Here is a 12,439-nt window from a genome sequence, read left to right on the forward strand (position 1 = left end):
AACCCGTTGGATTTTTAATTAACGGATTAGGAGAATTTTTTCATATGTGGTTTCGAAAGTGAGAGTTTGTACGAGTACAGCTAACCATTAATTAATATATCGGTAAGCCATAAGTTCTTGTAACATTCTTATTTCTTCTTGTAGTTTGGCACCGATGTTAGTGTCGCGTACTTTTTTACGTTCGAGTTCTTCGTCTACAACACGTCTGACAGACAGTTCATCTGCGCCGTTCAGAAGTACGTTTTCTTTTGTGCCAAAGTGTTTATGAGCCACTAGTTGCATGCCGAATGAGTTATAAAGTAATGTATAGCCAGCGATACCTGTCGTTGATTGGTACGCTTTTGAAAAGCCACCATCGATAACAATCATCTTACCATCTGCTTTGATTGGGTTTTCACCGTCTATTTCTTTAACTGGTGTATGACCATTTATGATGCGTCCTTGTTCTGGGTCTAAACCAAAGTCTTGTAACATGTTACGACACATTTGACTGTCTTCTCTTAAGTAATAGTAAGGATTTTTTTCTTCCTTGTGCGAAGCTTTATCTTTAATGAAATATCTTTCAAAAGTAGTCATGGCACGCTTACCAAATAATGAAGAATATTTACCTGTCCATAAGTACCAAATCAAGTCTGTTGATAAATCATCTGTTTGTTCTTTATTTGCGAATGAAACTCTAATGTGTTGTTCGAATTGATCGAGTAATTCGCGACCGTTATACATTTCACCGTCGATTTCCATTTCTTCCATTTTTCCATTTTCATCTACTGGTATGCAGCCATGTATTAATAAATTACCATTATATCTTAAGTATAAGTTTCCTTTTTTCATTAAGAAGTTCATATGACGTTTTAATTTTTCAGACTCTTGCACTGATAATAGAAGTTTATTAATCACTTCTTCTTCTTCTCTGTTTAATTGTGCAGGATTATTACGATCTACAGTTTCAAAGCATGTATTTTCAAGTGGATAAGTTTTGCCGTAAATCGTAACTTCATTGTTATCGTAATCTACTTTTTCTAATATAAGGCGTTCTTCCATATCGAATGAAGGTCTACGTTTAATAATAGGGCTTTCTAATTTGAATTGTATAATTGCGATAGCTTGATGTATCTTCGTTATTTGTAATTTTTCTTCTGCGGATATTGCTTTCTCTGCATGTTCTTTTGGATGAAAGGCAGAATTATCTTTATAATATTTTTCAGCTAAATTGACTAATGGACGTAAATTAATACCGTACGCATCTTCTATAATGTCCAAGTTATCGTAACGCGCACAAATTCTTAAAATATTTGCTAAACATACTTTTGAACCTGCATAAGCGCCTATCCAAAGTACGTCATGGTTACCCCATTGAATATCAACTGAATGATAATTAATTAATGTTTCCATAATTTTATCTGGGTCTGGACCACGGTCATAAATGTCACCGACTACATGTAAGTGATCCACGACTAAACGTTGTGTGGTATATGCTAGACCGATAATTAATTTATCTGATTGTCCAAGTGAGATGATTTTTTGAATAATTGTTTCATAGTAAGTAGTTTTATTATTATAAACGTTACTTTTATACAGTAGTTCTTCAATTATGTATACAAACTGTTTCGGTAAAGCTTTACGAACTTTTGAACGTGTATACTTACTTGAAGCGTAAGAAATCAATTCAATCATTTGTTGGATTGTTTCAATGTACCATTCGTTTAATGCTTCTTTAGATGAAAATTGATTTTTAATTAATTTAAGTTTTTCTTCAGGATAATAAACTAAGGCAGCCAGACTGCTGATTTCATCTTCAGAAAGTCTGTCTTTAAAAATATCATTAATTTTAGCTCTTACGTTACCAGATCCATTTCGGAGCACATGTTGGAAAGCGTGGTATTCACCATGTAAATCACTAACAAAGTGTTCTGTACCTTTTGGTAATTCCATTATAGATTCTAAATTTATGATTTCAGTTGCTACTTTCTCTTCAGCATCAAATTTTTCTGCTAATAAGTCTAAGTATTTTTCTTTTACATGTTGATTGATGTTCTCTGTCATTCTAGTCACTCCGTTCGTATAATTGATGAGTTAAAACTTTAAATAATAGACATCATTTGAGATATAGTATAACACATTAAATAATTTGATATTAAGATTTATACTCACGATATTTAGGGTATAAATATAATGAAATGGAGGTTGATTAAGGTGAGTTGTGATATCAATAGAATTTATGAAGATTACGATAAAGACAATGTTAGAGTGCTTGTCGATAGAGTATGGCCACGTGGCATCTCTAAAGAAAAGGCAAATCTAGACCATTGGATAAAAGAAATCGCACCATCTGATTCACTGAGAAAATGGTTCGGACATGACCCGGAAAAATTTGATTCATTTAAGAAAAAATATAAAGAAGAACTTAAATCAGGTGAACAAAAAGAAGCACTCGATCAACTCAAAGACATTTATAAAGAAAATAACGGTAATGTTGTATTATTATATGGTGCGAAGGATGAAAAACATAATCAAGCAGTAGTTCTAAAAGAATTTCTAGATCATCAATAATCAATAAACACCCTCTAATGTATTGTATTAATCTATACATTAGAGGGTGTTATATCTATTGTATTGATTTTCGTAAGTTATGATATAGCGTTTCGGCTTCTTCTAAATGTGAAACGCCATGTACATTCATACGCCCATCTGCAAAAAATGTCATCTTATAATCTTTGAATGAAATCAATTTGACGTAATCATTTTCTTTCAAAACATCACCTGGGAAATAATGCGCTAAGTTAAATGTCTTTTCTTTAAATCTAAATAAAAATGCATCTCCGCACAACGCTTCTATTGATGACATATGTTGCTTATCTAGGATGTTGTAATGACCATTTACACAAACAGGGCATTGTTGATTTTTCAGCATATCAATTTGAGTACTACGTGTATTCATTTCGAAACAATCTAATGTTATAAGTTTCTTAGAAAATCCTTTCCCAGCAATATATCGTAATACTTCGGATACTTCAAAGCTTGCTACTTGATTAACGACTGGTGGTAAGACACCGTTTATAGCACAACTTTCTCCTGTTTCTGGAACATTCTCTAAAATGCATTTTAAACATGGTCCTTCGAAATCAATTGCATATACTGTTCCTTTACTCCCGACAGCTGCACCATAAACCCAAGGGATTTGTAGTTTATGACATACTTCGTTAATTAAAAAGCGTATATCAAAATGATCCATGCCGTCTACTATGATGTCTGGTTGATATTGTTTAATCACTTCTTCAATGTTAGATGGTGTTAGCTCTTTATTCATAGCATTTAACGTTACATGTTGATTAATCTTATTGATTTTATCGCGTAAAGCGACAACTTTAGGTCGCATATCATAAGCATCTGATTCATCATATAAAGCTTGTCTATGAAGGTTAGAGATTTCTACTATGTCCATATCAACAACTGTTAAATGATGTGCACCAGCTCTTGCAAGTTGTTCAGCAACGTGACTACCTAATGCACCTGCACCCATAATCATTATCTTAGCTGTTTGTAATTGATGCTGACCATTTTCACCAAATGGTTGAAACTTTGTTTGTCTATCATAGCGATCCATTATAGAAAACCTAAACCTTCAGTAGGGCTAGATGCTTGTGCAGTATATTTTACTGGAATTCTACCCGCTTCATAACTTAATCGCCCAGCATCAATGCCTAATCTCATTGCTTCAGCCATTTTTACAGGGTCTTTAGCACTGGAAATAGCAGTATTTAATAGGATTGCATCAGCACCTAGTTCCATCGCATAACAAGCATCTTTTGGAGAACCAATTCCAGCGTCAACAATGACAGGCACTTCAGATTGCTCAATAATATATCGCAAATTAAGTGGATTATTTATGCCTCTACCAGTACCGATAGGAGAAGCTAAAGGCATAATAGCGTGTACGCCAAGTTCTTCTAAACGTTTAGCTAGTACTACATCACATGAAATGTATGGACATACGATATAACCTTTCTCTAATAAAATTTCACAAGCTTTATAAGTTTCTATTGGGTCAGGTAGCAGTGTTTTGTCATCTCCAATTACTTCGACTTTAATCATGTTACAAAGGCCTGCATGTTGTGCGATTTCAGCTATACGCACAGCTTCTTCTGCAGTATGTGCACCGGCAGTGTTAGGGAATGTAACAAACTGTTTTAAATCAACATTAGCTAATGGGTTTGGCAATGATTTATCATATAAATTCATTCTTCTCACAGCGAACGTTAATACATCAGTTTGTGACGCTTTAATCGCTTCTGATTGTGTTTTTTCATCTTCAAATTTCCCTGTTCCTAATAATAATCTTGAGTTTAATTCATATGGTCCTATTTTTAACATTTTATCCGCCTCCAACAAATTCTAGTAATTCTAGTTGATCTGATTCTCTAACAATTGTTTCGTTGAAATTTTCCTTTTTAATCAGTGATCCATTGAATTCTACGATGATTCTTTCTTGGTCTAATTCAAGGGATGATAATACCTCTGTAACAGGTAAATCTTGTTCAAAATTAAATTCATCTCCATTGATAATACATTTCATAATTCAACACTCCTTTTTGCTTTAAATCTTTCTAATATAGATGGTGTATGATCATTGATAATCCATTCGGACATTAACTTACCAATAATAGGTGAGAGGAGTATGCCATTCCGATAATGTCCAGTGACAAGAAATAGTCCGTCATCAACTTCGTCCATGATTGGCCATTCATTTTCAGTGTAAGGTCTGATGCCAGACCACTTGTGAATAACATTGCTTGATTTTAATGCTGGAACATACTGTGCTGCTTCATTAAATAACCAGCTTTCACCTTCTTTAGAAGTGCCTACTGAAAAGTCATTCATATAACTAGTAGCACCAACAAGAAATCTATTTTTAGCTTTAGGTACGATGTAACAACCATTGGTCATAAATAAAGTTTGTTTTAAATCTACTTGTTTATTTTCTAATAGAAGAACTTCTCCTTTAACTCCAGTTATTTGAGATGCGACAGTGGAGTCATGGATTAATTCATGACTCCAAGCACCTCCAGCTATTACAACTTTTTTAGCTTGAAGCACATCATGGGAAGTTTCGATATTATAATAATCACGTTTCTCAGTTATGTTTGTAACTTCTGTTTTATAAAATCGATCAACTCCTTTATTGGTAATAGATTCAAGCAATGCCTTTGTATATTTAGAAGCATTGATTTGTCCATCATCTGGTATATAAATTGCTTGGTTATGAAAATCTATATAACCATTGGATAAGCTTTGCAATGAAGATTTATCGAGCGCTTTTACATGTTCATCATGCTGACTTAAAAAAGTATACTGTTTATTTAAATGAGCAATATCATTAATATTAGAAGCCATCTTAATTAATCCATGTGATACAAATTCGATATCGATATCAGTCTCATCATATAAATCTTCAGCTAAATCTTTGAAGTAACGTCGAGAATGTATAGCGAGTTCATATAAAGGTGAATAATTTTCAAATTCATTTTGAGCGCCAAGCATGCCACCAGCTTTATAAGAAGCATGTAATCCTGGTACATCTCTATCAACAACTGCTATTGAACTATTTGATTTGTCGGAAAGAGCGCGTGCAATAGACATACCAATGACGCCAGACCCTACAATTAGAACGTCATACATAAGATTCCCACTCCTTTCTTAATGATTTAATGGCAGAATTTCCAGCATTTCTAAAGAAAGAAATCGCACATACACCTTGAAAACCTTTTGGCAGCTTTTGTATTGTATGCTCATCAATTCCGCCTATAGCGAAAATAGGTATATCGACTGAAAGTACATTTTTAATCTCTTCTAAAGACTTAGGTTTTGCTCCTTGCTTTGAAGAAGTTTCAAAGACATGACCAAAAAATACAAAATCCAAATTGTTCTTTTGGGCTTTCGTCACGGTCTCAATGTTGTGAGTAGACATACTTACTGAAATGTCTGGATGTTGTTTTTTAAATAAAAAAGCTTTTGCATCATTTTCTTTAAAATGTACATACTTTAAATCAAAAGTTGCTACTAATGAAGTATGTGTGTGCAACATTATTTTATTTTTTGGAAAACCGATTGTTATTAAATAGTCGATGGTTGCAAATAATTTTTGATGATTCATAGGTGTTCTTAACAACAGTAAATCTATATGTTCTGATATTTCGATGTAATGATTTAAATCTTCTTTTGTTAAAATTTGATAAGGTGTTATTGCGATAAACAATTGAATCACTCCAAATAAAAAAGCGCTATTTTTCTTAGTAGAAAAATAGCGCAAATTAGCTTCAATAGGTACGCCACTTTCCTACGCCAGTACGAACTGGATCAGGTTCTGGGAATCCTAAAGTCACTACTTCAGTCTCAGCCTTTGATAAAGGCACTTCCAGTGGTCATTTATTTAATTATTAATGTCATTGTACAATTAAAATGGAAATTATTCAAATTGAATAAATAAAAATTATAATTTAACTGGTCCTCCAGGTCCTACTGGAAGGCCTAATAAGAACCATATAAGCATGATTATGGTCCAAACGACACCGATAATAATACTGTAAGGTAATAAGTGTGCGATTAAAGTACCGAGTTTAATATTTTTATCATACCTTTGTGCAATGGTTAATAAGAATGGTAAATACGGAATCATTGGCGTAATAGGGTTTGTAATAGAATCGCCTATACGATAAACCATTTGTGTAAATGCCGGATGATAGCCTAATGTAGCAAACATCGGTATAAAAATTGGTGCTAATATAGCCCATTTTGCTGAAGCGCTACCCATAAAGATATTAATAACAGACGTTAATATAATCAACCCAATAATCAAAATAACGCCGTTTTGGTTTTTTAACAATTCTGCCCCATTAATAGCCATCACTTTGCCAATATTACTCCAATCAAAATAAGCTAATAATTGAGCTGCAAAGAAGATAACTATAATAAAACTACCCATATCTGACATGCTATTTGTCATTAATCTGCCTATATCTTTTGTAGACACAATACTGCGACTCATATATCCATATACTAAACCAGGAATAATAAAGACTAGAAGAAGAATGACTCCAAAGCCATCCATTAATGGAGACTCAACTAAAATACTGCCTGTATCATTATTTCTTAAAATACTATTTTGAGGTATAAGTATAACGACAATAAATAATAAAAATACAATGACTGAAATATTCGCATATGTTAATGCTTTTTTCGCACGTTGGTTGAATGTTTTTACAGACTCAGCATGCAATTTATCAATTTGGCTATTTTGAAAACTAGGAATCGTAAACTTCTTAGCTACATAGAAAATGATAGGGGTTAAAAGAAATGTTGAAATAGCTGTGAAATACCAGTTCATTGCAATATTAATAGAAGCTTCCCCAGAGAATAATTTTAATGCAGATTGCGTAAATGAAAATGCTAGAGCATCATCTAAACCGATTAATAAATTAGCACCATAACCAACTTCTACTGCAGCATAACTAATCACTAAACCTGCAATAGGATGATAACCCATCTTTATAAATATAACTGCTGTTAAGACAGGCATAATCATTGGTGCCACACCACCAGCAACATTTCCCAAAATAGATATAAAAATTAAAAAAGGTATAACAAACTTTTGAGGTGTTTTATCAACAACGCTATTAAGTAAATGTTCGAAATATCCTGTTTTCTCAGCAATTCCCATACCTATCATTACAACAAGAACCATGCCTAAAGCAGGGAATGTTGCAAAGTTTGTAATTGTTTCAGAAAGAATTTTTTGAATGCCTGAAACGCTAAGTAAATTTGTAATATGTATCGTCTTACCATTGGTAGGGTCTGTAGCTGTTACATTTAAAACAGATAATAATGAAGAAAGTAGTAACATTATTAAACACAAGCTGAAGAATAAAATACTCGGATCGGGTAATCTATTGCCAACTTTTTCTACTCTATCTATAATTCTCAAGAATATATTCCGAAAAACGGCCATTCTATCACTCCTTATCTATAAAATCAGAAAATTCTAACAAGGCATTATTATACCAGTGTTAGTAACATTTATATAGTGCATGATAGGAAAAATATTTAGCCATGTTAAAGAATTATCAACTTTAAAATTTAAATTTGTATAATTATGTAAAAAAGGTTAAAAAATTAACTTTTACAAAAAAATTATATGATTGAACATGAATAAAAACAAAAATAATAAAAAATTACCTTGACATTGATAATCATTATCAATTAAATTAAAGGTTGGAAGGTAAGTTTTATAAAATTAAAAAAAGGAGGTATATTATGCAATTCACAAAGAAAGTTTTAAGTTTTTGTCTTATAGCTTTACTAATGATATCGACAGTTTTAAGTACAAACGCATTTGCTGATACGAAAGATGGTACTTATGACGTGGATTATACTGTCCTAAAGGATGGTACTTCAGATGTGTCGATTGCAAATGATTATTTTAATAAGCCAGGGAAACTTGTAGTCAAAAATGGCGAGAAACATTTACAGTTGACGATGAATCACAGTCACTGGATTAAAGGCATAACGGTAGATGGTTCATCAGAAGAAGTAGTAAGCGAGGATAAATCAGGGGATGTGAGAACATCAAACTTCAAAGTTAAATCATCTTCAGGCAAAATTAATGGCACTATTACTGTTTACATTAATGAAGAAGTAGATGGCAAACCATTCTTATATGACAATAAATATAAAATCATATTTGATGTCAAAGAACCATCTGGTGCAAGCAGTGATCAAGGTCAAGCAACTACAACACCTGCAAAGAAAGATGACTCAACATCAGGAACAACAACAAGCAAATCTACAGATAAAAATAGTAATTCAACGGGAACTACTACAGCATCTACAACTAAAGATGTGAAGAACCCACAAACAAGCGCTGGAACACCTGCAGTAATCTTTACCCTTCCAATTTTTGCAGGATTAATCCTTGTCGTAACGTTTGTGTTTAGTAGAAAAATGAAACGAGGTCATAATTAATGAAGAAAGGTGTTAAGTCACTATTAGCTTTTTCATTAATATTCTCAACGTTTTCTTATACATCATATGAGCCGCAAAGCCATACAGCTATGAACAAAGCTAAAGCAGCGGAAACAACAACGTCAGAAAAAGAGAATATAACGATTGATTACACTGTAAGCAAAGATACATCAGATGAAGTTTCTTATATGGATCAATACATGGAAAAACCAGCAAAAGTTTCATTTGAAAATGGTGAAACTTATGTTGAGGTGACATTAAAAAGTGCTTCATATTGGAAATCATTCGAATTATTAGATGGTGCAGACCCTATTGATGTTCAAACAGTAAGTGAAGATAAAGATTCAGATACAAAAGTTATAAAGTTCAAAGTTAAACCTGGAACTAAAAAGCTAACTTCTAAAGTACACATTGTTGTACCAGCTGTTAATTATGATAATAAATACACAACTTATGTGAATTTTAAAGAAGCAATACCTGAAGCTCCAACAAATACGGAGCAACCAAGTCCAGAGGAACCAGAAGATTCTAAAGATAAAAACTATCTAGAAGATTATACAGATTTAAATGTAGATTTATCATCAGCTGAAGAACGTAATTTTACTGTTCTTAAAGAAGATGGTTCAAATATTTCATCGATGGATAGACAGATGGAAAAGCCAGGTAAAATAGCAAACGTAAACGGTCAAAAAATGTTTGTGACAACAATTACAAGTCAACAATTTTGGACAGATTTCCAAGTGAAAATTGGTGATAGTTATCAACGAGTAACTCCTATTTCAGTTGACGGTAATAAGAAAGTAGTCATGTTTCCTTTAGTAGATAATCAATATGTTTATGATGCAAAAGTGAGCATTAATGCACCTGGATTTGGAATAATGAAGCATGGTACACAGATTAAAATTGAAGAGCCAAGTACGGAAGAGCCAAGTACGGAAGAGCCAAGTACGGAAGAGCCAAGTACGGAAGAGCCAAGTACGGAAGAGCCAAGTACGGAAGAGCCAAGTACGGAAGAGCCAAGTACGGAAGAGCCAAGTACGGAAGAGCCAAGTACGGAAGAGCCAAGTACGGAAGAGCCAAGTACGGAAGAGCCAAGTACGGAAGAGCCGAGTACAGAAAAGCCAAGTACAGAAGAACCAAGTCCAGAGGAACCAAGTACTGATAAACCTTCTATAAACAAGCCAGAACAACTATCTGAAGATGATAACAAACCAATAACAAAAGAAGAAGTGCCAATTCCTGACGAAGTTAAAAAACCAACTGGGTCCAACCACGGTTCAACTAATCAAGAAAAGGCAACTTCAACGCTAGGGTACAACGTATATAAAGAAGGTTCAAGCGAAATATCTTATATGGACCAATATATGGAAAAACCAGCTCAAGTGTTACATGAGAATGGTAAAACGTACTTACAATTAACGTTGAAGAATGCATCGTATTGGAAGTCATTTGACTTGTATGACGGCAACAAAAAATTGAATGTTCAAGCGGTATCTGAAGATAAATCTGCAGATACAAAAGTCATTAAATTTGAGGCTAAGCCAGGTACAAAATCTTTAACTTCTAAAGTTCATATTGTTGTATCAGCAATAGGTTATGACAATAAGTATACAACAGAGATTAAATTTGATTCAGCAGTTCCTAAACCTGATGGAAGTAAAGCAGAAGATAGTAATGAAACAGATAACCCTACAACTAAACCTTCAGAGTCTAACACAGGTACAAGTATAGAACAATCACATCAAAAGTCAGATACGACAAAGAAACCAAAAGCTGAATCAGGTCAAATTACAAGAGATTATAAAGTCTATAAAGAAAAATCAAATGAAATATCTTATATGGACCAATATATGGAAAAACCAGCTCGTATTGTTGAAAAAGACGGTAAGCGTTATGTAGAAATAACTCTAAAGAGTGCGTCATATTGGAAGTCATTTGATTTATATGACAATGGTAAGAGAATTAATGTAGAAACTGTGTCAGAAGATAAGTCAGCTGATACAAAAGTTATTCGTTTTGTAGAACCGAATAACTTAAAGGAATTAACGTCTAAAGTTCACATTATTGTACCAGCTATTAATTACGATAATCATTACACAACACGCATTGTGTTTGATAAAGAAGTGACAAATGGCAAAGGTGCAACAAGTGGACAAAATAACGAAGCAGGATCATCTGACAGTAGCACTGGTGGATCAAGTCATTCTGATAATGGTAATACAACAGATGGTTCTAATGGTACGACTGATAGTGGTTCAAGTACAAATGATGGTGGTTTAAGTTCTAGTAATACTGGAACAAATGCAATGTCAGGAACAGCTTCAAATGCAAGTTCAGGTAATAGCGCTACAAGTGCAACTGATAAATCAAACCCAGCGTTTGATCGTAATGCAGATGGCAGTTCTAAAGATGGTGCTAATAACATGAAACTCATCAATCCATCTACAAGTAGCAATGAAGATATCATGACTTACGCACTTATTTTTGGTGGAGCAGTACTATTATTAGCAGGATCATTTTTCATTGCTAGAAAGCGTGCTACGAAATGAAATTAAAGTCATTATTGAGTGTTTTACTAGCTTGTATTTGTTTACTTTCAGCTTGTAACTTCAGTTTAGAAAAGCCAACAGAAAGTAAACAAGGAAATGATGATTTTCGCATTGTGCCAACTACAGTCGCATTAACTGAAACATTAGATGCTCTTGACCTTGATATCGTAGGTAAACCGACGAGTTATAAAGATCTACCTAAGCGATATAAAGATGTCCCAGAAGTAGGGCAACCAAAAAAACCAAATGTTGAAGTTGTTAAATCATTAAACCCAACTCATGTTTTAACTGTTACAACAATTAAATCAGAGATGGAGCCATTTTATAAGCAGCTCAATATGGAAGGGACTTATTACGATTACGATAGCCTAAATGGTATGAAAAAATCCATCACAGAAATGGGCGAAACTTTTAATCGTAAGAAAGAAGCTAAAGCATTGAATAAGAAATTTGAAGATGCTGAAGCAGAAATTACTGCAAAAATTCAAGGTAAAAAACGTCCGAAAGTATTAATTCTAATGGGTGTGCCTGGAAGTTATCTTGTGGCAACAGAAAAATCTTACATTGGTGATTTAGTTAAAATTGCTGGAGGAGAAAATGTTATTCAAGATGAATCAAGAGGCTATTTAGCATCTAATACTGAAGAATTATATAACGTCAATCCTGATATTATTTTACGTTTACCACATGGTTTTCCTGACCAAGTGAAAGAAATGTTTAAAAAGGAATTTGAAACGAATGATATTTGGAAACATTTTGATGCAGTCAAGCATGATAAAGTTTATGATTTAGAAGAAATACCATTTGGCATTACAGCCAGTATTAAAGCTGATGATGCAATGATTCAGCTTTATGACATTTTTTATAATAAGTAA

11 protein-coding genes and 1 riboswitch are annotated in these 12,439 nt (G+C 33.3%); of the genes, 4 read left to right on the top strand and 7 right to left on the bottom strand.

What is annotated here, in order from left to right; translation table 11 throughout:
• Positions 1-87: 87 nt before the first annotated feature.
• The gene (locus tag ACNMOQ_RS02005; protein WP_416350199.1) at positions 88-2,043 is read right to left on the bottom strand and encodes a fructose-1,6-bisphosphatase; all 1,956 of its coding nucleotides are present in this window, start codon (positions 2,041-2,043) and stop codon (positions 88-90) included.
• Between the two features lie 150 nt (positions 2,044-2,193).
• On the opposite strand from ACNMOQ_RS02005, the gene ACNMOQ_RS02010 reads away from it, so the two are divergent.
• The gene (locus ACNMOQ_RS02010; protein WP_064211615.1) at positions 2,194-2,550 is read left to right on the top strand and encodes a DUF488 domain-containing protein; all 357 of its coding nucleotides are present in this window, start codon (positions 2,194-2,196) and stop codon (positions 2,548-2,550) included.
• A gap of 55 nt (positions 2,551-2,605) precedes the next feature.
• Here ACNMOQ_RS02010 and ACNMOQ_RS02015 read toward each other — a convergent pair whose 3' ends face one another.
• The 6 genes from ACNMOQ_RS02015 to ACNMOQ_RS02040 form a co-directional block, all read right to left on the bottom strand.
• Positions 2,606-3,604 (bottom strand): ThiF family adenylyltransferase, encoded by a 999-nt coding sequence (locus ACNMOQ_RS02015; RefSeq protein WP_416350200.1) that lies wholly within the window; start codon positions 3,602-3,604, stop codon positions 2,606-2,608.
• A complete protein-coding gene (locus tag ACNMOQ_RS02020) occupies positions 3,604-4,371 on the bottom strand; it encodes a thiazole synthase (RefSeq protein ID WP_135021670.1) in 768 nt (255 codons plus the stop codon). The genes ACNMOQ_RS02015 and ACNMOQ_RS02020 overlap by 1 nt, the downstream gene beginning before the upstream one ends.
• Position 4,372: 1 nt before the next feature.
• Entirely contained in the window at positions 4,373-4,573 is a 201-nt protein-coding gene (thiS, locus tag ACNMOQ_RS02025; protein WP_016999530.1) for a sulfur carrier protein ThiS, read from the bottom strand.
• A complete protein-coding gene (gene thiO / locus ACNMOQ_RS02030; protein ID WP_416350201.1) occupies positions 4,570-5,676 on the bottom strand; it encodes a glycine oxidase ThiO in 1,107 nt (368 codons plus the stop codon). Before thiO ends, thiS begins: the two co-directional genes overlap by 4 nt.
• Entirely contained in the window at positions 5,669-6,253 is a 585-nt protein-coding gene (locus ACNMOQ_RS02035; protein WP_416350202.1) for a thiamine phosphate synthase, read from the bottom strand. The genes thiO and ACNMOQ_RS02035 overlap by 8 nt, the downstream gene beginning before the upstream one ends.
• Positions 6,254-6,314: 61 nt before the next feature.
• Positions 6,315-6,424, bottom strand: a riboswitch (TPP riboswitch).
• A gap of 63 nt (positions 6,425-6,487) precedes the next feature.
• On the bottom strand, positions 6,488-8,002 hold the full coding sequence (locus tag ACNMOQ_RS02040) for an AbgT family transporter (RefSeq protein ID WP_416350203.1): 1,515 nt from the start codon (positions 8,000-8,002) through the stop codon (positions 6,488-6,490).
• A gap of 305 nt (positions 8,003-8,307) precedes the next feature.
• On the opposite strand from ACNMOQ_RS02040, the gene isdC reads away from it, so the two are divergent.
• The 3 genes from isdC to isdE are packed head-to-tail and all read left to right on the top strand — an operon-like array spanning position 8,308 to position 12,439.
• Entirely contained in the window at positions 8,308-9,015 is a 708-nt protein-coding gene (gene isdC / locus ACNMOQ_RS02045) for a heme uptake protein IsdC (RefSeq protein ID WP_416350204.1), read from the top strand.
• A complete protein-coding gene (locus tag ACNMOQ_RS02050; protein WP_416350205.1) occupies positions 9,015-11,564 on the top strand; it encodes an NEAT domain-containing protein in 2,550 nt (849 codons plus the stop codon). Before isdC ends, ACNMOQ_RS02050 begins: the two co-directional genes overlap by 1 nt.
• Positions 11,561-12,439 carry a heme ABC transporter substrate-binding protein IsdE gene (isdE, locus tag ACNMOQ_RS02055; RefSeq protein ID WP_135021678.1) on the top strand — a complete coding sequence of 293 codons (879 nt, stop codon included), beginning with the start codon at positions 11,561-11,563 and terminating at the stop codon, positions 12,437-12,439. The genes ACNMOQ_RS02050 and isdE overlap by 4 nt, the downstream gene beginning before the upstream one ends.

The sequence above is a fragment of the Mammaliicoccus lentus genome (assembly GCF_947036595.1).
Taxonomy (GTDB): Bacteria; Bacillota; Bacilli; order Staphylococcales; family Staphylococcaceae; genus Mammaliicoccus; species Mammaliicoccus lentus.